18 protein-coding genes and 6 pseudogenes are annotated in these 24,395 nt (G+C 49.3%); 8 read left to right on the top strand and 16 right to left on the bottom strand.

Features of this window, described 5'->3' with window-relative positions; translation table 11 throughout:
• Positions 1 to 26: 26 nt before the first annotated feature.
• From JZM30_RS21180 to JZM30_RS21165, 4 genes are all read right to left on the bottom strand, one after another.
• Positions 27 to 944, bottom strand: coding sequence for an inverse autotransporter beta domain-containing protein (locus tag JZM30_RS21180; RefSeq protein WP_252321302.1), 918 nt, complete (start codon positions 942 to 944; stop codon positions 27 to 29).
• Complete coding sequence (locus JZM30_RS21175; protein WP_252321212.1) at positions 899 to 1,849, bottom strand: inverse autotransporter beta domain-containing protein; 951 nt, start codon at positions 1,847 to 1,849, stop codon at positions 899 to 901. The genes JZM30_RS21180 and JZM30_RS21175 overlap by 46 nt, the downstream gene beginning before the upstream one ends.
• Positions 1,850 to 2,162: 313 nt before the next feature.
• Positions 2,163 to 2,795: a helix-turn-helix domain-containing protein gene (locus JZM30_RS21170; protein ID WP_252321211.1), complete on the bottom strand. Its 633-nt coding sequence runs from the start codon at positions 2,793 to 2,795 to the stop codon at positions 2,163 to 2,165.
• Between the two features lie 70 nt (positions 2,796 to 2,865).
• Complete coding sequence (locus JZM30_RS21165) at positions 2,866 to 3,243, bottom strand: hypothetical protein (protein WP_252321210.1); 378 nt, start codon at positions 3,241 to 3,243, stop codon at positions 2,866 to 2,868.
• A gap of 1,898 nt (positions 3,244 to 5,141) precedes the next feature.
• Between JZM30_RS21165 and JZM30_RS21160 the strand changes: the two genes are divergently transcribed.
• A complete protein-coding gene (locus JZM30_RS21160; RefSeq protein WP_252321209.1) occupies positions 5,142 to 6,305 on the top strand; it encodes a phosphoadenosine phosphosulfate reductase domain-containing protein in 1,164 nt (387 codons plus the stop codon).
• A 45-nt stretch (positions 6,306 to 6,350) separates the two neighbouring features.
• Here the strand turns inward: JZM30_RS21160 and JZM30_RS21155 are convergent, their stop codons facing one another.
• From JZM30_RS21155 to JZM30_RS21125, 7 genes and pseudogenes are all read right to left on the bottom strand, one after another.
• A complete protein-coding gene (locus tag JZM30_RS21155; protein ID WP_252321208.1) occupies positions 6,351 to 6,692 on the bottom strand; it encodes a GlpM family protein in 342 nt (113 codons plus the stop codon).
• 148 nt (positions 6,693 to 6,840) lie between these two features.
• Positions 6,841 to 7,380, bottom strand: coding sequence for a copper-binding periplasmic metallochaperone CueP (gene cueP, locus JZM30_RS21150; RefSeq protein WP_252321207.1), 540 nt, complete (start codon positions 7,378 to 7,380; stop codon positions 6,841 to 6,843).
• Between the two features lie 49 nt (positions 7,381 to 7,429).
• Entirely contained in the window at positions 7,430 to 7,843 is a 414-nt protein-coding gene (locus JZM30_RS21145; protein ID WP_252321206.1) for a sugar phosphate isomerase/epimerase family protein, read from the bottom strand.
• The gene (locus tag JZM30_RS21140) at positions 7,840 to 8,280 is read right to left on the bottom strand and encodes a sugar phosphate isomerase/epimerase family protein (RefSeq protein ID WP_252321205.1); all 441 of its coding nucleotides are present in this window, start codon (positions 8,278 to 8,280) and stop codon (positions 7,840 to 7,842) included. The genes JZM30_RS21145 and JZM30_RS21140 overlap by 4 nt, the downstream gene beginning before the upstream one ends.
• 84 nt (positions 8,281 to 8,364) lie before the next feature.
• A pseudogene (locus tag JZM30_RS21135) lies at positions 8,365 to 9,642 on the bottom strand (ABC transporter substrate-binding protein).
• A gap of 25 nt (positions 9,643 to 9,667) precedes the next feature.
• Positions 9,668 to 10,835: pseudogene (locus tag JZM30_RS21130) on the bottom strand (oligogalacturonate lyase family protein).
• A gap of 2 nt (positions 10,836 to 10,837) precedes the next feature.
• Entirely contained in the window at positions 10,838 to 12,148 is a 1,311-nt protein-coding gene (locus JZM30_RS21125) for a Gfo/Idh/MocA family protein (RefSeq protein WP_252321204.1), read from the bottom strand.
• Between the two features lie 128 nt (positions 12,149 to 12,276).
• On the opposite strand from JZM30_RS21125, the gene JZM30_RS21120 reads away from it, so the two are divergent.
• From JZM30_RS21120 to JZM30_RS21110, 4 genes are all read left to right on the top strand, one after another.
• Entirely contained in the window at positions 12,277 to 12,762 is a 486-nt protein-coding gene (locus tag JZM30_RS21120; RefSeq protein ID WP_252321203.1) for a hypothetical protein, read from the top strand.
• A gap of 51 nt (positions 12,763 to 12,813) precedes the next feature.
• Positions 12,814 to 13,290, top strand: a complete 477-nt coding sequence (locus JZM30_RS21115; protein WP_252321202.1) for a hypothetical protein — start codon at positions 12,814 to 12,816, stop codon at positions 13,288 to 13,290.
• Between the two features lie 126 nt (positions 13,291 to 13,416).
• On the top strand, positions 13,417 to 13,548 hold the full coding sequence (locus JZM30_RS23715; protein WP_286673705.1) for a hypothetical protein: 132 nt from the start codon (positions 13,417 to 13,419) through the stop codon (positions 13,546 to 13,548).
• Positions 13,549 to 13,560: 12 nt separating this feature from the next.
• On the top strand, positions 13,561 to 13,893 hold the full coding sequence (locus JZM30_RS21110) for a hypothetical protein (RefSeq protein WP_252321201.1): 333 nt from the start codon (positions 13,561 to 13,563) through the stop codon (positions 13,891 to 13,893).
• A 371-nt stretch (positions 13,894 to 14,264) separates the two neighbouring features.
• Here JZM30_RS21110 and argG read toward each other — a convergent pair whose 3' ends face one another.
• A complete protein-coding gene (gene argG / locus JZM30_RS21105) occupies positions 14,265 to 15,620 on the bottom strand; it encodes an argininosuccinate synthase (RefSeq protein ID WP_252321200.1) in 1,356 nt (451 codons plus the stop codon).
• 487 nt (positions 15,621 to 16,107) lie between these two features.
• On the opposite strand from argG, the gene JZM30_RS21100 reads away from it, so the two are divergent.
• Positions 16,108 to 16,683, top strand: a complete 576-nt coding sequence (locus tag JZM30_RS21100; protein ID WP_252321199.1) for a DJ-1/PfpI family protein — start codon at positions 16,108 to 16,110, stop codon at positions 16,681 to 16,683.
• Between the two features lie 40 nt (positions 16,684 to 16,723).
• On the opposite strand, the pseudogene xylR reads toward JZM30_RS21100, so the two are convergent.
• The 4 genes and pseudogenes from xylR to xylF form a co-directional block, all read right to left on the bottom strand.
• Positions 16,724 to 17,903: pseudogene (gene xylR, locus JZM30_RS21095) on the bottom strand (D-xylose utilization transcriptional activator XylR).
• Between the two features lie 130 nt (positions 17,904 to 18,033).
• A complete protein-coding gene (xylH, locus tag JZM30_RS21090) occupies positions 18,034 to 19,236 on the bottom strand; it encodes a xylose ABC transporter permease XylH (protein WP_252321198.1) in 1,203 nt (400 codons plus the stop codon).
• Positions 19,214 to 20,757: pseudogene (locus JZM30_RS21085) on the bottom strand (xylose ABC transporter ATP-binding protein). The gene xylH and the pseudogene JZM30_RS21085 overlap by 23 nt, the downstream one beginning before the upstream one ends.
• Before the next feature lie 85 nt (positions 20,758 to 20,842).
• A pseudogene (gene xylF / locus JZM30_RS21080) lies at positions 20,843 to 21,835 on the bottom strand (D-xylose ABC transporter substrate-binding protein).
• 360 nt (positions 21,836 to 22,195) lie between these two features.
• Here xylF and xylA point away from each other — a divergent pair.
• Both xylA and JZM30_RS21070 read left to right on the top strand, forming a co-directional pair.
• Positions 22,196 to 23,514, top strand: a pseudogene (gene xylA / locus JZM30_RS21075) (xylose isomerase).
• Between the two features lie 103 nt (positions 23,515 to 23,617).
• On the top strand, positions 23,618 to 24,395 hold a 778-nt coding region (locus JZM30_RS21070; protein ID WP_252321197.1), incomplete at its 3' end, for an FGGY family carbohydrate kinase.

Genomic DNA, 24,395 nt, shown 5'->3' with positions numbered 1-24,395 from the left:
TGAATACACGCCTGCTTTCGTTCCCCTTACCGTGGCAATATAACGTCCAGCCTCCCCGCTTTCACGGATTGCACTGAGAGCCACTTCACCAGCAGGGGGTTCTCCCCCTGCTGATTTAGTACCCGGAAAGAAAGATGGCTGGCCATGTTGCTCAGGGATCTACCGTTACTGTCTTTTAGATTGAGGACGATGTTGATACTGCTCGTATTGTTTGCCACGGCTGAAGCCGGCATCACCGAAAACGCGCTGCGAGCAGTATCCGATGACATACGCATCATAGCCATTGCGGGCGCATGAACGCGTACCCAGGATTTCGCCTGATTCGAGCGATGTCCCTGAGTATCGACAGCAACGGCGCAAACGCGATAGCAGTTCTGGGGTTGACCGCCGTCCTTATAATCGGGTAACACCACTGCATAATTTTGGTATCCACGCGGCAAAATTTTTCCGCCAGCAGCGATCAACGCCGGTGCAGACCACTCCAGGCGAGCGAGTTTATCAGTGGCATTCACTTCAACACTGAGCGGCTTTTGCTCTCCGGAATACCCATCTACTGCGCGGATCATGCTTAAAAAGAGGCGTTGCACCTTGTGGTACTCAAGCACCAGATGATTTTTACGCGTAACAAGATCGTAACGCTGCCTCGGCAAACGGCGAGTCGAACGAACCGCTTCAGGATCAAGCTGCCGCCCCCAAGGCAGACTAAACTGATAGTGAAATTGCAAACCAAAGCATCTATCACTGCTGCCAGCTTTCCCGCTGCGCTGCTCTGCGCTCAAGGTCATCAGTGGGAAGGGGGTATAGCTTACGCCCGCGCCAATCGCATGAGGATTATGCTGGCGATCGTCCTTACCAAACAGAACCACCTGCTTACCATAAAACTGTTCATACAGTAGTTTCACACCAAGTTGGGGCCAATCAGGTAAAAAGGCCTCCGTGCGAATATCCCACCCATTCGCAGGACGCTCTCCCGCTCATTGCCATAAGGCGCTTTCCAGTTGCTAAGGCGTAAATAACTGTCCACACCCAGTTTTAGGAAGTCATGCCAATACCCTACGCCAATCCCCGCACGCACATGATGATGGGAAAAATCGTAGTCGATAAAACCATTGCCCCCTATCACAGCGCTCTGCGTGAAATGGCGCATGCCTAAACCCAGGTTTGCCTGCACGCGTTTATCGATATGGTGAACGCTGCCCTGGGTGAAAATAAGATTGTCCTGCCGGTCCCGTAAAGGAAGCAGTAAATCAACCTGAGATTTTTTAAGCAAAGAGGCATTATTCGCATCGAGTTGCACGCGAGCAGTACCAAAACGACTTAGCCAATGCTGAAACCCACTGCCCGCCTGATCAATAGCAATACGGTGCAGTTCGGTAATAACGGTATTGCGCCTTGGATCGTCCGCAAGAAAAGGGCCAACCAGGAGGGCTAATTGGGCAACCTTATACGAACGTTCATTATCTGGAATTAGCAGGGAAGGCTCGGTACGATGATAATCTATGCTGCTTGATGCCAAAGGCAACGCTGGAATAATCAGTTTTTCACCAGGTTGAAGATCATCAAATTCATATAAGAAACGCCGAGATTCATTTAATTTTCGCAATACCTCCATACTGACATGCAGATTTTTTGCCACGGATTGTGGTGACTCACCTACTTTCAACGTATATAGCGTAGTAGGTAGGAAAGAAAGGTGCTCGGGATCAGTGAAAATTTGATGAGTAGATTGTGCATATGAAGAGAAAATCGGGGCGCCCAGAGCTAACATAAACAAGAAAACACGCCGCGAGTAAATAGGGTTTGCTCTTAAAAATCGCAGTAAATGGCAAAAAGAATCACGCATAAGCATGCACTTCACCTGTAATTCCGAAAATAATGAATACAGGAAATGACAGGTAAATAAAAATAGAGACACACCATCATCAAATCATGAAACTATTCTTATAACCCAGTCTTACCATCATAGCGTTTCGATAATCACTCAGTAGGAGAGTAGAACAAACTCAGCGATAATTCTTTCAAAAAATGACCCAGTACCACCATGAGATTATGAGCAAATAAATAAAAAGATAAAAAATTACAACTCATTGATTAGAATCATTTATTGTATAAATACAACATTAAGATGTAACTATAATCAAAACAATAACTTGCTTTTTCATTCAAAATTTTTCTGGCAAATCGGAAACCGAGATAAGCTTCCATTCTTTTGTTTCAATATATCCCCCTTTTTTCAACTCGGACAGAATTCTCATGACATGGCTACGGAACAACCCTGTTAATTTGATAATAATCGAGGCTATGCCAAATTGCATTCTAAAATCCAGAGGTTTATCAATACAATGCAATAATATGCTTCTTATCACTTGATAGCCGTCAGATTTCCCGGATATCAAGTCCCTTCGGTATAATTCGTTCAGGTTAGCAAGCATAACGTAGATAAGACACTCCTCCAGATGGTTCTCTTTTATTATTTCCTTTAATTTATTAACATCACCTTGATAAATAACTGTTTCATGGCCTCCAGTAAAATAAACGGGAAAATAGGCTTCATACAAAAAGTTAACACCAAAAAAAACGGGGGCGTGTAGATGTCCAAGAAGAATATCTTCATTTTTTCTATACACAGAGATAAATCCAGATGATACATAGAAAAATGACATTAAATCCTGTTTACCCTTGGTATTTTTCACCCTCACCATATGAGGCAACAAATGACTTTTCAATATATTTGTCTTACTGCTCAATTTTTCTTCAAACAATCGGCAGCGTTTGTCTTCATAATTATATAACATGCTAGATTCTTACCTTATCTTAAAAAACGGTCTTCATGTTGAAGAATTGAATCGAATAAAAATGATAACATCATATTTTATTAGCATAGATACTGATATTAAGTAATTCTAATATCTTTACAAAAATGGCGGGGTTAATATTTTTTTCTATTACCAAATGCGGACAGAGTCTATTGATATAAAAATTGCTTTTATTTTTACTCTCAATTAAGAAAACAATCTTTGTTTTTTCTGAAACAGAACGGACTGAGGCTAAAAAATCCTTAGATATAATCCAGATTCTCTGCGAAGGATCAATAATGAGAATATCGATACTCTGCCGTTTCAAAAGATCGATGACATCTTGTTGTGTTACAGCAATATAAATTGGTTCAAAGGTATCAAGCAGCGCCTTGGCACCAAGAACAAAGAAAGAATCCAAATCATAGAAAACAATATTACTTGGCATAGTGAAACTCTGATTAAGGTATAATACAGTCTCGAAGTTTTCTCACACCCAATTTTGCGAAGAATCGGCGCTTATAGGCCATGATTATTTTTTCTTTAATTTTCAATTACTTTGATATATCCCTGACACTTACACCGCCAGTCATCATAGACAAGATGGTATTTTCTCTTGGGCTAAGCACTTTCTGTATAGTCACCTTTTTATCAGGTACCACTTTCGAATCAATGAGTCGGTAACCCGCAAAAAACAGATCAATAATATTTTCATAGAGATGGAAGGGGTTTCTCTTATAGACAACAGACAGATCTTTACTAATACTAAGATCTACACACCCCTCGGTGAACAGCAGGACTCTCACACCCAACGAATAGCATTTGATCTTGAAGAGTTCTCTTTTCCTTTCACAATCCAAGATATCATCCGTCACGATGATAAGAGATGGGGCATCACTAACAAGTTGAGTGAAAAATTGACGATAATTTTTTACATGTACGTATTGAATGTTTTTTCAGCAATATGTCTGACACTGTTTTACAGAAAAACGAATCTTGACCAAAGAGCAAGACGTTATTTATTACCATAAATCCTCCGCTACGTATTCATCGCGAGATTTAACTTTCTCACTTGCCGCACAGGCGTAACGTTGATCATCCTAAAGTTGCCTAATCCAAAAAAGGGCAACCAGACCGATATCATGAAAAGACGCGAATGAACATCTACGGGTTCAGATCGCATCCAGCTATAGCGGAAAGGATTTGAATATTCTTCTTCTCTGCACAAGAGCACCAATCTACGAGGTGACCTAAAACAAGTGTAGCTCAAGTATCAAGATAGTGAAGTGGGATACTTTCACTAATGGTTATTATAAACATGCTCCTATAGCGTACTGCATTTACATGATCTCTCGCCCTTAACAAACATGGAATCACATATAATGATGGTGCTTACCGCTAGGTTAAAAAGCTAATTTACGGCGCGTCATCTCACGACGTTGTGGTAAGCCATTTTTATACCGAGTAGTACATGACATGCGATAAACACACATCACTTCATTCAATACGGCCGCCCTTTAGCAAAAACGCCAACATTCTCCCTAATCTCACTGAGCCCTTGCCGGGAGGCTTTCGTCTTTTCGTTCTCAGCGCAGCAGCGTTCAGTGACAAGGACAACGTTAATGCAACGCTTTCCTGACACTCAAGAAGCCAACAATTCACTCACAGCACAAAAAACATCAGCAAAATATGGCACGATATCACAGAAGAATGAAATATGAATTCAGATAATTCTTGTTTTTAATACCTGCTGATATCAGCCCAAGAATTCGAGATTTTCACCGATATCCTGAAAGAGATCAGTCAATGTCAAAGAATACAGACATTTTACATTCAATAAAAACAAAACCAAATCGATTCTACCTGTCTGCTCCTACTCGGTCACCGTCTCATTTAAGACACAAGAAAGAAAAATATATCTCAGACTTGACGATAGAAATGCGCATTGAAAACACTAAATTCTGCCTGACACGTACCTAGCTCCCTGGCTGAAAATTACAACGATTATCAAATAGTAAATAAATAAACCATTAATAACCGCTAAGTCATGACTATTTCCCTATAAAAATTTGCAATTAATTGAGCGAAAAATGACAAAAAAAGTTTATATTAACGACCATAAAAATACACACGCAGAGGGTTATCACATTCATCAACCCTAAATAAATAACAACATATCAAATGGTTAGAGCAGAACAGAGAAGAAAGATCTTTTTGTCAACATGTTATTTTTAACAAACATGATAACGAGATTCATTTCTTACATTAGCTATACAAAATATAAAAACGTCACAGTTCGCTATCAGTCGGCAACCCAGAAAAAACTTTACCGCCAGGGCCAATGAGATGAAAGAGCCACATTCCATATCCAACGTTTTTGATGCAGCGTTATTACGCCTTGATATCGTTTTCAGTGATTATGAAAAAGTGTGTATCTCCTTATCTGGAGGGAAAAGTTCAACAGTATTATTACACCTCGCCGCTACGGTTGCTAAAGCTCACGGTAAGAAAATCACAGTATTGTTTATTGATCAGGAAGCTCAATATACGCAAACTATTTCGCATATACAACGCTTGAAACAGCTATATCGCGAGGTAATTGAACATTTTTATTGGATTGCGCTGCCGCTCACAACTGAAAATAACCAGCCCTATCACTCACGCACCTGGATATCGTGGGAAGATAACGTTGAATGGTGGAGAATTCCCCCAGCAGACACTATTACAGATCAACATCTCTTTCCGTTTTACCATTATGCGATGGCAGAGAGCAATTTTACCTCTGGGTTTCTGAATTGGCTCTCCTCTGGAAAAACCCTCGCCTTCGTCATGGGAACACTGTCCAACGAGGACGCCAATAACGATAGTCAACCGACACAAAAAAGCTATGGCGAAGATGGCAACGAACTCCTGTCTACATCAGAGACCAGCGGCCAGATTCATACGCTCTATCCTCTGTTTGATTGGCAGTCGCAAGATGTCTGGTTATTTAACAGCCTGTCAAAAGCGCCTTACAACCCCTTGTATGACCCCATGTATCGCTCAGGCGCACCACGCAGCAACATGAAAATACAGGAGCCTTTCGAACAACAAACCACAGAAATTTTTCCGTGTAAGGCAGACCATCTGCAGCAGGCCACGTTTAGCCGCGCTAGCCCGTGTGACAACGCCCGCAAACCCAGCGAAGGGGCATGGCAAAACCATGCCACATTTCTCTTGAACTCAATGCCGCAGAAAATGGCAGATCAATTCCGCGTCAACATCGCTCAGTACCTCAGTTGGCACCGTTCGCGCGGCTTTCTGACGTGCATACCGGATGAAGAGGCATGCGCTACCGAGGAGCACGATATCGTGTCGTGGGAAAAGATTTGCGCCATGATCCTGAGTAACGATTATCGCAGCCTGGCTCTGACCGCCTCATCCTCACCTTCAGAGGACGCGACGTTTTGCTGTAACAGAAAGAAATCACGCAGAAGACGCAGTAATAGCAATGAAGCCATCTTTCTGTAATATCCGCGCCCATCTTTAAGAAACCTGATCGCCGCGGGATATACCCTACTGGTTATAGAAGTGCGCCCAGACTTTGATCAATACAAACGCAGAAGCGCTCCAACAGACCACTGCGGATAGCAGTACCAACGGCAGCTTCATGGATGCAGTAAAATAGTAGAGCGATATCAGGTAAATCAGATAAGGAATGATCGACCAGATGCCAAACAGAATGGTGGCTCGCAGCGCTTCTGTACCGCGCTCTGTTACCACTATGTAATGGGCAATTAAGGCAAAGGTCGGAAACAGCGGGATCAGCCACGCAATATAGTAGTGTCTGGTCTTAGCCAAAATACCAATCAGCATAACAATTACAGCGCCAATAATGGCTTTTATTAACAGAGACATTGCGGATTTACCGTGCGATGACAAGATCATCAGGTGTAACAGAAAAGGAAGAAAAAATACAGGAGCAACCGCTGTATCACCAAAGCCGATACGGCATGGTGATAGCCACCCCAGCATACGCGCTGAGGTGGAATTATCGGCAGTGTGTTTAGACGCTCTTCAGTCGTAGCGTGGTCATACAAGTTTGGCTGTCATCATAAGTGGCAAACGGTGCCTGAGCGACACGTCCCTTATAGGTTACCTCAATGGTCCCTTCGGTATTGCGCGGCAACCAGACTCCTACAAAACCATTCTGATAGCTCGTCACGTTTTTATGCACAATAACAGTGCCTTGCTTGTCAGTAATTTTGACGTTGAATGCCGTGTTGGCCAGTTCTCCCTGGCAGCCAGACAAGCTGTGATTAAAGCAAGGGTGTGTTTGCTGCACATAGGGTGCAAACGACAAATAAAACTTGTCGCCCAGCGGATAAACATACTTCTGCTCCCCTTGGGTCAGCATCAATTGGGTCGCATTGATCGATGCAGAATAGGGCAGAGACCGCGATTGTGTCGATTGGTCAATGGTGTTGACCATTTGTTCAACCGTTTTGCCCGCTAACCCCTGCTGTACCAAAAATGATGTGGCATCAGCCTGTACTGCACCACTCAAGGACAACGTCAGCAATATCGCCATGGTACGCGTATTCATCGTAAGACTCCGTTAGTCGATATAATTAATACCGATGCTAAACCATACCTCAGCTTAAAGACCAGACTATTAGTCTGCTTATGTGCGCTACAATTGACGCAAACGCCGAATAAAACCCAGACTCATCAATCGCCGTCTGAGCAGACGGTCGGCAAAGACACTCTAGCGAAATGGCGCCTTGATAATGAGACTGCCGTAATTGACGGTAGATATCATCAAACGGCAAGTGACCATAGCCAGGAAAAGCACGTTTAGAATCAGCAAAATGCACATGCCGCAAGCGAGACCCCATCAATGCTATGGCCTGCGCAAAATCACGGTCTTCGATGTTGCCATGAAACACATCCCACAGAATGCCAACCTGTGGCGGTGAGCCAATAAGGTCAAGAAACTGCATCATATCTTCTGCACTATTAAGATGTTCGGCCTCATAGCGATTCAGTGCTTCAATGATCAGTGTCACGCCGTGTGCGTGCCATAGTCCAGACAAGGGGAGAGCCATTGTGCCAATCGCTGGCAATAACGTGTTGCGCTCAATGCCGTATCCGCCACACGCAACGAGCCAATCGTGACATAAGATCCCAGTACCGCTGCCGCATCGATATGCTCAAAAATACGCTGGCGCGTACGGCGCAGGATTTCCGGATCCTGTGCCAGCAGCGATAGCCATTCTCGCTTACGCGCCTGCCCGCTGGCAATGGTGGTGCAGCTCAATCCGTGCGAGGCTAACGCATCAGCTATCCGTGCAATATCGATCCCCTGATAATCCGAAATACACAGATCCGCGGCGTCAAATTCACTCGCTTTCAGCCATGCCAAGCCTCTGTTGAGATCGGCCGCGCTAAACGGAGAAAAGGGCGCGTCGTACTGGCAAGTCAGTGTTGCACTAAACGTAATCATTATCGTGTTCCGTACCTTGACTATCTCGATGAAACCGCATTCCCCGGCGCATGGCCGGGGCGTTCATTACTTGCTTTAAGGGCGTTATTTCGTGGCACGTTTCAGGATGCGATCGGCACTTTTTGCGAAGGAAGATGCCGCGTCTTTTACGGACAGGTTCCCCTGATCGATTTTCTGGATGGTTTCATGGTACAGCGCCACAAACTGCGGATTATCAAAATGGGGAGGCGTCGGAATGGCATGCGGCAAGGCCATAAACGATTTCAGTCCGGCCACTACAATATTGTTTTCCTTGATGGTGCCATCCTGAACCAATTGCTGGTATGCCATGTTGCTGAGCGGTACACCGCGCTCCAACCCCATCTCCTTGACACCCGCGGTCTCATTCATCAGGAAATTGACCAGCAAAGCGGCCTCTTCAGGATGTTTGGTGGAACGTCCGATACTGAGCATCATGGTTGGTTTGAAGAACAATCCCGCATCTTTGGCTCCCGGCAGCATAAAGAAAGGACCAAGATCCAGTTTGTTATAAGGGGGCTGTAGGTTAGCTTCATACATGGTGGCATTGGTGTTCCACATGTAGATCCCCCCCATTGCCCGCTAATCCAGGGCTTCATCTCCCAGGTATTGGCTTTTCCGTAGGAGGCCAGCACACGCATTGACGGGAAAACATGGCTGTCGACCAAATCTTTATACAGTTGGAAGAACTCTTCCCACTGGGCTGGCGTATAGGTGAATTTCCCCGCTTTATCGTCAATCGCGGAGATGTTGTATTTCTGCACCATATAGGAATGCAACAGCGTTAACGACTCCATGTAATCCAGCACCAGCGGATAGCTGTTTTCATCCTTGGTTTTGAACGCCTTACCCGCTGCTTTTAGTTCATCCCAACTGTTGGGGTAGGTAACCCCCATATCTTGCCATAGCTTCTGGTTGTAGTAGAAGCTACGTGCGGTGGCCGCCACGGGGATACCATTCAACTTGCCAGCAACCGACACACTCTCCAGCGACTGGGGATCGTACTGCGTCAAATCCAGCGTTTTAGCCACTTTGCGCAAATCATAAAAACCATTCCCATCTTTAGAAAAAATCGGCAGCCAGTTCCAGTTGGTCTGGACGACATCCGGCTCCTGACCGCCGGCAATCTGGGTGGTAAAACGGGATAAATAGCCTTCCCATCCCGAGTATTCCGCCTGTACCTTGATATTCTGGGTGCTGTTGTTCAAACGCTTTTATCGCCTGAAGCGTTACCTGGTGGCGGTTGTTTCCTCCCCACCAGGAAAATCTCAACTCCACGTTTTCCGCGTACGCCATACCGGATGTGGCAATCAACAGGGCTGCGGCAAGCGTGACTGGTTTCATCAACATAGATAAATCCTCTTATTTATCATTGAATAGCGCGAAGAATAGCGTCGGGAATACAGGCCAGATACAACGCAGGCTTGCCATCCTTATCTGAGGAGAACAACACCTGTTTCTCATCGGGCGTGAAAGACGGGTGCGGATGAGTAACCTGACGATCGCCATCCAGCACCGCCCATGAACTACTGTGTTTGGCAATTTTGTGGGTTTGTTGGTGCTTCAAATTAAAGAGGTATAAATAGGGATCTGTCGCATCGCCGTACTTGTCATTGTCAACAATATCAATGGGCTTGCCGGAACCATCGCCAACCGCCAACTGCCCATTGTCATTGCTCATCACATGCGAACACGGCGGCATGGCAACAATCTTTTCATCGGCCCCCGTATCGGGATCAACCCGGCACAAATAGCGCACCGGGCTGTCCTTCACATAGGTGACATACATCATGGCAGAACCATCTGGTACCCAAAATTCATGGGTATAACTTTCCCCTGGTGCCGGCAATTTGACTCGGCGAATATGGCTGCCATCTTCGTTCATCAGCCACATGCGGGTTTCTACCCGATCCAGTGGCCCTTCATGGCAAAATGCAACGGTATTATCATCATGAGGACGGTAAATCGGATGTCCTAACCACTGATTTTCTTGTAATAGCGTGGTGCGATCACCCGTTTGCAAATCGATGCGAATCACGCGGCAGAGCGGATTTTCTTCATAAAACTGCTGAAACACCGTCCAGTCACTGACGGGCCGCCAGCTATCACGATGGATTTCCATCCCCACCAACTTGGTGCAGGCAGAGTTGGCCACCCAGGTGCCATAACCTACCCATTCATCCGCCACCTGATAGACGGTTTCCTCGGACAAATCCATCAAGGTAACTCGCATCAGCGCGCGTTCTCCCTTCACGTAATAGAGGTATTGCTCGTCAGGAGAGAGGAATCCGCCAAACGTGTTATCACCTGCACCTTGCGTTAGCTGTGTCGCTAGCCAGTTCCAACCGGTAGTAGTTGCGAAACCCATCGAATTCCGCCGCAAAAATCAGTGACCGACCTTCATCGAGAAAACATTTCTGGTAAAAATAATTGCGGTGGCAGATAACGTTCGGGGGTGTCAATCGTGTCACCCGTGCGCCGATATCCTCATCGATATACTCATGGTACTCTAGCTGATAAACATCGCCTTTCGCCATTGCTATTGCTCCCTGTTTCGCCGTGACAGCAGCTTTCTGCCCACAGGCAATTCGTTGATAAATACCGGTTGATTACGTTGCATCGAGAGGTTTCCGCACACCCCTGTCAAAATGGACATGGCTCCGGCATGGCTGTCAGCTAGCCGCTTAAGTGGATCGGGTCCTGGATTGCCGAACAGTTCTTCCAGGATCAGTGCATCGCCACCACCGTGTCCTCCTTGTCCATAGGCCACCTCAATACGTTCCGGCGCGCCAAACATCGGATACCAGGTGATATCGCAGTCCATCAGGCTGCCCTCGTTCTTGCGCTCTCCCCAGCCATTGACGTAGGAGTTTTCGACCAGCTTCATCTCTAGCCGCCCTTTGCTGCCATTGAAGGCGATATTCAACCCTTCCCATGGCTGATACGCATTGAGGGAGTAGGTCAGCAGCGTTTTGTTGCGGTACTTCACCATTACCGCCAGGGTATCTTCGATGCTGATGCCATCGCCGAACACGCTCTGATCGCGCAGGTAACCATCCTCATGCTCTGCATTCAGGTAGAGCTCTTTGAGCATCGCCCGCTCCTCCATGTGCAGCGCGAAAGGATCGTTGCGTGCAGCCGGTTGGTTATGGCAGCGGGAATAGAACTCGCTCACGCCGCGCTGCTCAGCATTTTCCTTACCGTAGAACCGCAGATCACCCTGGGCGAAAACGAACTCCGGCACGGAATCGAGCCAGAAATTGACTAAATCGAAATGGTGAGTGGATTTATGGACCAGTAGCCCGCCGCTGTTGCGTTTGTCGCGGTGCCAACGGCGAAAATAATCAGCGCCGTGTTGCGTATTCAGCAGCCACTCGAAATGCACTGAGAAGACATCACCGACCGTACCGTTGAGGATTAATTCGCGCAGCTTGCTGTGATGTGGCGCATAGCGATAGTTAAACGTTACCCGCAGATCGCGACCGGTGCGTTCTACGGCATCAACGATCGCCAGACAGCTCTCTTCATCAATGGTCATTGGCTTTTCCGTGATGACATCACAGCCCAACTCCATCGCGCGGATGATGTAGCGATCGTGCGTGCGATCCACGCTGGTGACGATCACAATGTCAGGACGATGCTGCGCGATCATCGTCTCAAAATCCGCGGCTTTCCAGGTCGCTACCTGCGCATAGCCCCACTTCTCCAGATTGCGATTGGCATAATCCATACGCGTCTGGTTCGTATCACAGAGCGCCACCAGACGCGCTGACTGCCGATAGGTGGTCGCAATCGCTTCCAGGTACATCCCCGAACGGCCACCGGTGCCAACCAGTGCATAAGTCTTCATCTTCATCTCCCTTCTTTTACGCTCATTGACTACACCGCGATTAGCCCGCCTGCGATTGACTCCCCCTCCCCCCGTTCTACTATCCGCATGCTGGTATCAGCGAGCAGGACGCGTGCAGGAGATTCGCCATGGGTAACCCGGTACCGCTGTTATTTCTTGAGGTAAACACCCCTGCCATCTGGCAGTGGGAGACGTTTACCGACATCATGCGCCATCTCAAAATGCGCCATCTCAAAAAGTTCCAGTTCAATGGGCTGATTCTGCATCAGCAAACGCTGCTCGCGCTGTTGGCCAAACCCTCACCGCGGTGTCCACCCGCCACGGTGGAACATTTGCTGCTCGCTCGTAGTAATGCCCTGCACTATCTGCAAAACGTTGCGCGTTATTGCAAAGAGAACCACATTCAACTGTGGCTTCAGGGCGAAGCGACGCCAGACTGTCACGACCTGCACCGTAAATTTCCCGAATTCTTTCTTTCCCAAGACCCACAAAACGATGCGGCGTTTCTTAACCTTTTTTTCGGCGAAACCCTGCCGGAAATCCTGAGCCACTTGCCCACCGTGCGCGGCCTGCGCCTCTCGCTCACCACACCTAGCGTGCACCAGACGGAGTAGGAATCGTCGCTGCAACGCCTCTACCAGGGCCTGCGTTTACGCGGCTGTCAGTTGGTACTGCGCGACTATCAGGACAAAGCGTGGCCCCGCCAGCAGTTAAAGATGGCGTTGGATGTGCTGCCTAATGATGTACGCGCCTCCGTAAAAGCGACGGAACTGGACTATCGTCCCGGATTTGCCAACAATCCCACCCTTACTCGCCTGAGTGGCTCCCGTAAGTGGGTGGGATTCGATCTGTGGGGCATCGAATACGGCTGGACGCTGCCCCCCTGTTGCTTGTTAGACGAACTGCAAAAGCGTCTTCACTGGGCCTCCCAAACGCTGGGCGACGAGCTTGAGGCGATCACAGCACGCCTGAGTTGGGAATGGCTCCCAAATAATGCGCTGCTGGGCTCAGTCAACGAGCTGAATCTGTACGGACTCTCGCGACTGATCCGCGCGCCATCAGTTTCACCGCAAACGCTGTTTACCGAATGGCTCGAAGCCTACGCCCTGCGTCCTGCGTCCTCTATCACAGCAAGAAATTGACGATCTGTTTGCCATCTATACCTCCAGCCACGACTGGATGTGTAAAACGCCCAGCCTGCTGGGACGACTGCTGCAACGCCATAGCCGCCCCCGCATGACTTTGAGCAGGCGCTGCAACTGCTGCATATGGATACCGGCAGTGCCAATTGGTCTCAGTCTTTTCAGCCGCTGATGCCACCGGATGATGAGGCCGTGGGTGAGCAGCAAATGCAGCCCATCATCCTGGAAAAACAGAAATCTCGTTTTCTGGCAGAATAACTGCGCGCTCAGGTGGACAAAAAATTACCAGCCATGCCGCTCACTGACGCCTTTAAACTCACGCTCACCGCTAGCTGGGAGCGCGCCTTCTGGTATACCCGCGCTTACAGCCACATTACCCATGCTTTTGCACTCCGCTTGTGGATCCACAAATACGGCAATACCCCCACGCAACATGAACAACTGCGGCAAGAGTTACATACGCTGCGTCACTTCATCGCCGAGCTGGAAACCTGGTTTTCCACGGCGGGCACACAGCATCCTTATACCTTTCATCTACTGCTCGACCCGCAGCGCCTTCTTCATTTGGCGGCCAGTCTGGAATGCGACATCGCCGCATCTTGACCTTGAAATGAGCATAAGCATTTCCCCATAGGTAAAACATACGGGAAGCCGACGCTCGGCATCCGAGGAGTGACTTATTGGGATAAAGTGTGCAATCACTCACATAATCAACGTTTTGTGTGCGATGACAGTAACAGGTGGCTCGACTGGAAGTGTGACAGCGGTCGTTTGTTGACCACCGTGTAGCAACAAAAAAGGGCCCAACTCCCACCGTCATTCCCACGAAGGCAGGAATCTCTTGCTGAAGAAACGCGATTATTCTCACAGAGATCCCCCGGCTTTAGCCGAGGATGACAAGGGGTAGTAACTTTGCCATCAAGCTGAGGGCACCCGAGGGTGCCCTCTTGAAAAGGAATGCAACCAGCAGCGCGTTATTTGCTGCTCTTATCCTGCAACTGTTCCACGCTTTCCATTTGCGGCAAGCCTGTCGTCGCAGAGGAGGACAGCAACCCGGTTTCGACGTAGTTGAACAGTTTTTCACGCGTATCAATGATATCCAGGTTACGCATCGTCAACTGACCAATACGGTCATCCGGTGAGAACACCGAGTCGCCTTTTTCCATCGTCAGACGTTCCGGCTTGTAGGTCAGGTTATCCGACACTGTATTCAGGATGGAATAGTCATTGCCGCGACGCAGTTCCAGCGTCACTTCACCGGTGACCGCACTGGCCACCCAGCATTGCAACCCATCACGCAGCATCAGTGCTTGCGGATCGAACCAACGCCCCAGATACAGCAGACGGCCCAACTGACGACCGTGCGCATGGTATTGCTCAATGGTATCTTCATTATGAATACCGGTAACCAAACGCTCGTAGGCAATGTGCAGCAGCGCCATGCCGGGGGCTTCATAGATGCCACGGCTCTTCGCTTCGATAATACGGTTTTCAATCTGATCGCTCATGCCTAAACCGTGACGACCGCCAATGCGGTTGGCTTCCAGCATCAGTTCCACATCATCGGCAAAAGTTTTGCCATTCAGCGCCACCGGATAGCCGCGTTCAAAACGTACCGTGATTTCTTCTGCCGCAATCTTGACGTTCTCATCCCAGAACTTGACGCCCATGATCGGGTTAACGATCTTCACGCTGGAGTTCAGGAATTCCAAATCTTTCGCTTCGTGCGTTGCGCCCAGCATGTTGGAGTCGGTCGAGTAGGCCTTTTCTGCGGACATCTTATAGTTGAAGCCAGACTGCACCATAAACTCGGACATCTCCTGACGGCCGCCCAGTTCATCAATAAAATCCGTATCCAGCCACGGCTTATAGATTTTCAGTTCAGCATTGGTCAGCAGACCGTAGCGGTAGAAACGCTCGATATCGTTACCTTTATAAGTACTACCGTCACCCCAGATATTCACGCCATCTTCTTTCATGGCCGCGACCAGCATGGTGCCGGTTACCGCACGGCCCAGCGGGGTAGTGTTAAAATAGGTCAGGCCACCCGTGGTGTTATGGAAAGCACCGCACTGAATCGCGGCAATGCCTTCCGCAACCAGCTGCTTGCGGCAGTCAATAAGACGGGCATTTTCTGCGCCATACTCCATTGCGCGGCGAGGGATCTCTTCATAGTCATCCTCATCCGGTTGTCCCAGGTTTGCGGTGTAAGCATAGGGAACCGCCCCTTTTTTACGCATCCACAGCAACACTGCACTGGTATCCAGGCCTCCGGAGAACGCAATGCCAATACGCTGACCTGCCGGAAGGTGCTTGAAAATCGTCGTCATAAAATAAATCCCTGCTCGATAGACTTATGGAGAGAAGCTTAACAGCCACACCACTATATGTTACGCCATGCATTGATGAGAAAAAATCAGATCGTTATACGTGTGGCGGCACGCACATGTACCGATACTGTTCGTCACCCAACAAATGCATATTTATGCAAAATAAATGAGTTATAATTTAAACATCTTTTTGCCGCGACAGGAAGAGCCCAGTGATGATTTCTGCAAAAAACCGTCAATGTCGCTAAGCCACCTTTGAATGTAACGGTATCTATGGATTTCTACCACAGAGAATATGCAATGAAGAACAGCTCGGGGAGGAAACAAACTCAGCAGGCAATTATACCGCCATTTCACTGCCAATCCAGCGGCTAAAATAGATTTACGCGACGGGAAACCAAATAATAAAACAATGTTTCATTTAAATGATAAATCTTTGTTATTCTCGGCGAACTATGGTTTCCCTTGCCTATTTGCTGGAGATGTTATGTCTAAGAAAGTCGCCGTCCTGCTGGCGCCAGGCTTTGAAGAAGCAGAGGCGGTTATGGTGATAGATATCCTGCACCGTATGAAGATCGGCGTGAAAATGCTGTCCTGCCAAGACATGCTGGAACTGCGCAGCTACCACAATATTCGCATGTTTGCTGATGCGCTGTTGGAAAGAAGCATGGATGAACTGTTCGATGCGGTGGTGATCCCAGGCGGCTTGCAAGGTACGCTGAGTCTGGCAGCAAACCCGCTGGTCACCGAGTTTATTCGCCGTCATGACGACGCAGGGAAACTGATCTGCCTGATCTGTTCTGCGGCAGCGCGCGTGCTGGGCGGCAACAAAATGCTAAAAGGCCGACGCTATGTCTGTTCTGGCGATCTTTGGAAGGATGTCACGGACGGCGTCTATGTCGATCAGAACGTGGTAGAAGATGGCAATCTGATCAGTGGCAAAGGGTTGGGTGTTGCCTTCGACTTCGCGGGCACCATTGCCTGCCGTTTGACCGGCGATGTTGAAGACACCAACTTCCAGATCGAGCATATCTATTACGATCACTGGCGCGTACCGGCCTAAAAAACCGCTAGCCCGGCTATCGTGAACGAGGCCGGGCATTTCACCGATTCATATCTTCACCGAAACGATCGCGATACTCTTTCGGCGTCAAATCGTACTCTTTCCTGAACACCGCATAAAAATAGGGCAGCGATGGGTAACCGCACATCACCGAGATCTCGTTGATCGACAGTGAAGTTGACACCAGCAGATTGCGCGCTCCAACTTTTCTGCATGAATGACACCGTGAATGGTCTGCCTCATTTCATCTTTAAAGCGCTTTTCCAGATTGGAGCGCGACATGCCGACGGATCCAGCACCTGCTCGACTTTAATACCCTTACAGGCATAGCAGCGAATATAGTGCATGGCCTGAATCACTGCCGGGTCGTGCACCGAACGGTAATCGGTGGAACTGCGCCCTACCACCCGCACGGGAGGAACCAAAATGCGCTGAAGCGGTAGTGCTACCGGATGGTGTAACAACTGATGCAGCAATTTGGCGGCGCGATAGCCCATCTGCCGTGTACCCTGCGCAACAGATGAGAGCGCCACCCGAGACAGATAACGCGTCAGCTCTTCATTATCGATACCGATGACACAGAGTTTTTCCGGCACCGCGATGTTCAAATATTCACACACCTGCAACAAATGGCGGGCTCGAGCATCCGTAACGGCGATAATGCCGGTTTGTTGCGGTAAGGCTTGCGCCCAGTCTGCCAGACGATTTTGTGCGTATTGCCAGTTGTCCGGTGCGATTTCCATCCCCTGATACACCACGCCCTGATATTGCTCCGATGCGACCAGTTGACAAAAAGCGTACTCGCGCTCCTGCACCCACCCTTTGCCACCCGAAGGCGGCAATCCATAAAAGGCAAAGCGATTAAGCCATTTCTCTTTCAGATGCATAAACGCACATTGCACCAGGGCATGATTATCGGTCGCGATGTAATGCACAGGAGGATAGTCATCAGGATCGTGGTAAGAGCCGCAAACGCCCACCAATGGCACGCCGACATTCTGCAACGACTGAACAATTTCTCGATCGTCAAAATCAGCAATCACGCCATCGCCCAGCCAGTCTTTCACATTATCAATACGGCAGCGGAAATCCTCTTCAATAAAAATATCCCAACCGCATTGAGAGGCCTGCAAGTACTCGCCCACGCCCTCCACCACTTGCCGGTCGTAGACTTTATTGGCATTAAACAACAGCGTAATACGATAGCGTTTTTCAAACATATTCACTGCTCCAGCCGTGGAGATGCCCTTCTCAATAGCACACCCCCACGGTGAGCAAAAATATTTTGCTGATTAATGCGAGCCGCAGCCTGTTTCCTGAGACCCGCTGACATCATGTCATCAGAGACGGTCAGCCCTTGCGCTTGGTGGCCGTATCCATCCACACCGCCAACAGCAAAATGCTGCCTTTGACGATGTACTGCCAAAAAGTTGGAACATCCAGCATGCTCATTCCATTATCTAACGAGGCCATGATAAACGCCCCCATGACCGCCCCGGCTACGCTGCCAACACCACCGGCCAAACTGGTGCCACCGATCACGCACTCGGCGATGGCATCCAACTCGGCAATGTTGCCCGCAGAAGGTGAGCCCGCCCCCAAACGCGAACTTAAAATCAACCCTGCAACCGCCACCATCAGCCCGTTAATGGCAAAAACCGCCAGCTTGCTGCGTGCAACATTGATACCAGACAAGCGGGCCGCCTCGATATTGCCACCAATGGCATAAATGCGACGCCCAAACGCCGTGCGCGTTGCCATAAAAATTCCGCCCAGCATCAGCAGCGTCAAAATCAGCACCGGCGTTGGCACACCACGATAGTCATTCAGCAGGTAAATCGCGCCCAGCACCAGCACCGCCATAACGGCCTGCCGTCCAATGTCACTGACCGGACGCGTTACGCTCAGCCCCAGACTGGTCCGTTTTTGCCGCCGACGCCATTGCCAGGCAATAAATGTCAGTAACCCCGCCACCCCAAGCGTAAATCCTACACCCGCAGGCAGATAGCTTTGGCCGATCTGTGCCATGGCGCTACTGGTCGGAGAGACGGTGGTACCGTTAGTAATGCAGATGAGAATACCGCGAAAAGCCAGCATTCCCGCCAAGGTAACAATAAATGATGGCACTTTACGGTACGCTACCCGCCAGCCGTTCCAGGCACCCAATAACAGCCCCAGAAGCAGCGTCACCACGATTGTCAACGTCAGCGGCCATCCTAACCACACGTCAAAGATGGCGGCCAATCCGCCCAGTAACCCCATCATGGAGCCTACCGAGAGATCAATTTCGGCAGAGACGATGACAAACACCATCCCAACCGCCAAAATGCCGGTGATGGCCGTCTGGCGCAGCAGGTTAGACACATTACGCGCGCTGAGATAGGAGCCATCGGTCATCAAGGTGAAAAACAGCATAATCGCGATAATGGCGGCAATCATGACAAACACCTGAAGATTTACCTGCCTGAACCAGCGCACGGCCTCGCCCGCTGGTGTCGGTTGTTTGGGTGCCAGGGTATCGGCATAGGCATTAGACGGTGGCGTTTTCAACATGTTGTTCACTCCTCAGCGCGGCTTCCATAACCTGCTCTTGTGTCAAATCGTGATTAACCAAATCGGCTTTTACACGCCCTTCATGCATCACCAGGACACGATCGCTCAGTCCCAGCACCTACGGCAGCTCGGATGAAATGACAATGATCGCCATCCCTTTTTTGGCTAACTGATTAATAAATTTATATATTTTATATTTTGCGCCGATATCGATACCGCGCGTAGGCTCATCGAGGATCAAAACATCGGGGTTTAACAACAGGCGTTTTGCCAACACCGCTTTTTGCTGGTTCCCACCGCTCAGGCGGGCAATGGCTAAATCCTGGCTGGCCGTTTTCACTTTAAGATGGGCAATCGACTGGCGAATCACATCCTGTTCGCGCGCGTCATCCAGAGAAGAAAACAGCCCGGAAAAGCGATCGAGTACCGCCAGCGTAATGTTTTGCGCCACGCTCATCACCGGAACAATGCCATCCTTTTTGCGATCTTCCGGCACCATCGCGATACCCAGCGCCATCGCCTGCTGGCAATCGTTAATCGCTACAGGCTGCCCCTTGAGCACAATATTGCCCTGCCAGCGTCCACGGTAAGCACCAAACAGACATTGCACCGTTTCGGTCCGGCCGGAGCCAACCAGCCCCGCGACGCCCAGAATTTCCCCCCGACGCAGCGCTAAGGAAACATCATTGACGCGACGAATATGGCGGTTAACCGGATGCCACGCCGTCAGGTGTTCGACGCGCAGGATCTCCTCGCCAATGTCATGCGCTTCAGAGGGGGGTAAAGCTCGGTTAGCTCCCGCCCCACCATCATGGCGATGATCTGCTCTCCACTAAGCGAGTCGGCAGGATGGGTACCGATATGCTTGCCATCGCGAATCACACAGATGACGTCCGAAATGGCTTTGACTTCATTTAGCTTGTGGGAAATGTAGATACAGGCGATACCGTGATTGCGCAAATCACGAATGATATCCAGCAAAATCGCGGTTTCCCGCTCAGTCAGTGAGGCAGTCGGTTCGTCCAATACCAACAGCCGCACCTGCTTGTTAAGTGCCTTGGCAATCTCCACCAATTGCTGTTGGCCGAGACCCAGTTCACTGACTCGGGTATGAGGATCGACCTCAAGCTTGACGCGCGCCAGCATGGTCTGGCAGCGCAAATAAATCGAATCATTGTCCAATATGCCACGTGCCGTCCACTCATTACCCAGGAAGATGTTCTCCAATACGCTCATCTCTTTGACCAGCGCCAGTTCCTGATGAATGATGGCGATACCCTTCTGCTCAGTATCACGAATATGGCTGGCGTGCAGCGGATCGCCAGCGAAGAGGATATCCCCGCCATAGCTGCCGAAGGGATAAATGGCGCAAAGCACTTTCATCAGCGTCGATTTACCCGAACCATTCTCACCGCACAGCGATAATACTTGTCCGGCTTCCAACGCCAGGCTGACGTTATCCACCGCCTTTACGCTGCCAAACACCTTGGTGATGTTTTTCATTTCCAACAAGAACGGCATTCTCGCCTCCATCGTTCCCACGCCGCACACCCGGTAACGCAGCCAACCTAAGCCCCGGTGTCAGAAGACACTCGGGGCCAGTTAATCACTTCAGATCGGCGGCTTTATGGAACCCATCGGCAATCACGGTGGTTTCAATGTTGGATTTATCAACCGGCACCGGCGCTAACAGATACGATGGCACCGCTTTTAATCCATTCTCCAGCGAGGCGTTGGATTTGGGGCTTTTCCCGCCCCTAACGCAACGGCAATATCAGCGGCTTCCGTTGCCAACTTGGTGATCGGTTTGTACACCGTAATGGTTTGCGTGCCAGCGATAATGCGTTTTATCGCCGCCAAATCCGCATCCTGCCCGGAAATCGCCACCTTGCCCGCCAAGCCTTGCGCGGCCAAAGCCTGAATCGCACCGCCCGCCGTGGCATCATTGGAGGCGACGACAGCCTGAATATTGTTATTGTTTGCCGTTAGTGCATTTTCCATAATTTTCAAGGCATTTTCTGGCAACCACGCATCGACCCATTGATCGCCAACGACTTTTATTTTCCCAGAGTCAATCAAGGGTTTTAATACGTTCATCTGTCCATTACGGAACAGTTTTGCATTATTGTCCACCGGCGAACCGCCCATCAGGAAATAATTACCTTGTGGCACTTTGTCAATCAAATATTTCGCCTGTAGCTCTCCCACCTTTTCATTATCAAACGAGATGTAAAAATCCACATCCGCGTTATTGATCATGCGGTCATAGGCTAAGACCTTGATACCTTCGCGTTTTGCTTCTGCAATCATATTGCTAAGCACCTTGCCGTTATAAGGAATAATAACCAGGACATCGACGCCGCGATTTATCATGTTTTCTATTTGAGAAATCTGGGTTTCCTCATTGCCGTTCGAAGACTGAACGAACACCGTCGCCCCTGCGCTTGCGCCTTGGCAACGAAGAGATCGCGATCTTTCTGCCAGCGTTCCAAACGCAAGTCATCGATTGCCATACCAATTTTTACCTCTTTGGCAAATCCGGCATGGCTTATTAACGCAAGTGCGGCACAGGCTGACAGTAAAAGTGTTTAACTTTCATCATGAGTACCTTTCTTTTTTAACGTTTAACGTGCAGGAAAGAAACGCTACCAAGCAGAAAAAGTGTTGCCGTTAACTGGCGCGGCTTCAATTACAGATTTTCACCAAGCAATTATGTTTTTTGGTTTAATCGTAATTTTATGAAGTCGGTCATATTTTATTGTTATCGCCCCCAACCATCCCTCAATTCATGAATGTGCATTCAGAATATTTCTCTCCGTTATTTTTTGCGATCGGCTGCACACTTAATAATTATCTGAACACAAGTGTGAAATAACATAATTGAGCAAACGTCGATCCCCTCCGAAGATGAATAACAATGACCGCTTACCCGCTGAATGACTTTCTTAAGGAGTTCTCCATGCCAACCTATTTTGACCAAATTGAACGTGTTCGTTATGAAGGCCGCGGCACCACAAATCCCTTCGCTTTCCGCCATTACAATCCCGAACAGGAAATTTTGGGGAAACGGATGTCAGAGCATTTGCGTTTCGCCGTCGCCTACTGGCACACCTTCTGTTGGAACGGTGCCAATATGTCTGGCGTCGGCTCCTTTGAACGCCCTTGGCAAGCGGCATGGGAGCCCCTGGAATTGGCAAAACAAAAGCCGATATTGCCTTCGAGTTTTTCCAAAAATTGAACGTGCCTTACTACTGCTTCCACGACGTGGATATCGCACCGGAAGGCAGTTCATTGAATGACTATCTGTATAATTTCCAAACCATTGTCGACAAATTTGCCGAAAAGCAGCAGCAAACAGGGGTAAAACTACTCTGGGGAACCGCCAACTGCTTTACACACCCTCGTTATGCTGCCGGTGCTGCCACCAACCCAGATCCGGAAATTTTTGCCTGGGCAGCGACACAAGCCTTTTCTGCCATGAACGCCACTCAGAAGCTCGGAGGAGAAAACTACGTGCTGTGGGGCGGGCGCGAAGGCTATGAAACATTGCTAAATACCGATTTGCGTCAGGAAAGGGAACAGATTGGCCGCTTTATGCAGATGGTGGTAGAGCATAAGCATAAAATCGGTTTTCAGGGCACGCTGCTTATTGAACCGAAACCGCAGGAGCCGACCAAGCATCAGTACGATTACGATGTAGCAACCGTTTATGGTTTCCTGAAACAGTTCGGTTTAGAGAAAGAGATCAAGGTTAATATTGAAGCAAACCACGCTACGCTGGCAGGACACACGTTCCACCATGAAATCGCCACTGCCATCGCGCTGGGGATTTTTGGTTCGGTTGATGCCAACCGTGGCGACCCGCAGTTGGGCTGGGATACCGATCAGTTCCCGAACCGCGTGGAAGAGAATGCCTTAATCATGTATGAGATCCTCAAAGCGGGTGGCCTCACAACATGTGGACTGAATTTTGACGCCAAAGTGCGTCGCCAAAGCACCGATCGCTACGATCTGTTCCATGCCCATATAGGTGCCATGGATATGCTGGCGTTGTCGCTAAAAGTCGCAGCCCGGATGCTGGAAGATGACAAGTTGAACCAATGGGTTGCTAAACGCTATGCGGGCTGGAACGGCGAACTCGGGCAGCAAATCCTGCAAGGTAAACTTTCCCTAGAACAGTTGGCAAAATACGTCCACGCAAAACAACTCGCACCGAAACACCAAAGCGGGCATCAGGAAATGTTAGAGAATTTGATCAACAACTACCTGTATCAGTAACGGTTAAAAGTCGCCTATTCTCACGGATGTTGCGACTTATCCGTGGGAATAACACGGTGGGAATTACAGCGGTATCGGCAGGTCTAAACAAGGATCTCACATTATGTATATGGGTATCGATCTCGGCACGTCGGGCGTAAAGACCCTTCTGCTGAATGAGGAAGGCTGCGTCATTGCCGCGCAAAGCGCACCGTTAACGGTATCCCGCCCCCATCCGCTCTGGTCTGAGCAATCTCCCGAGGCGTGGTGGACAGCAACCGATGCCACGGTACAAGCGCTGGCAACACAGCACGATTTACATGCCGTTAAGGCTATCGGCCTGACAGGGCAAATGCATGGCGCTACCTTGCTCGACAAACAGCATAGGGTGTTACGCCCCGCGATGCTGTGGAACGATGGCCGCAGTGCCGCCCAATGCCACACATTGGAACAACAGGTGCCGGATTCTCGCCAGATTACGGGTAATCTGATTATGCCGGGCTTCACGGCTCCTAAACTGAAATGGGTTCAGGAACATGAGCCCGCATGCTTTCGGCAGATTGATAAGGTTCTGTTACCCAAAGACTACTTGCGCTGGCGTATGACGGGCGAATTTGCCAGCGACATGTCGGATGCCGCCGGTACGATGTGGTTGGATGTCGGTAAACGGGACTGGAGTGATACGCTGCTCGCTGCCTGTTCGCTCGATCGCGAGGCAATGCCTGACTTGTTTGAAGGCAATCAGATAACCGGCTACCTTTCTGATGCACTGGCACAGCGCTGGAACATGAATAGCGTCCCAGTGGTCGCCGGTGGCGGCGATAACGCAGCGGGTGCCGTTGGGGTAGGCCTGTGGCAAGCGGGGCAAGCGGGGCAAGCGGGGCAAGCGGGGCAAGCGGGGC

The sequence above is a fragment of the Candidatus Symbiopectobacterium endolongispinus genome (genome assembly GCF_018777385.1).
GTDB classification, from domain to species: domain Bacteria; phylum Pseudomonadota; class Gammaproteobacteria; order Enterobacterales; family Enterobacteriaceae; genus Symbiopectobacterium; species Symbiopectobacterium endolongispinus.
This window is presented reverse-complemented; position numbering and strand designations above follow the sequence as displayed.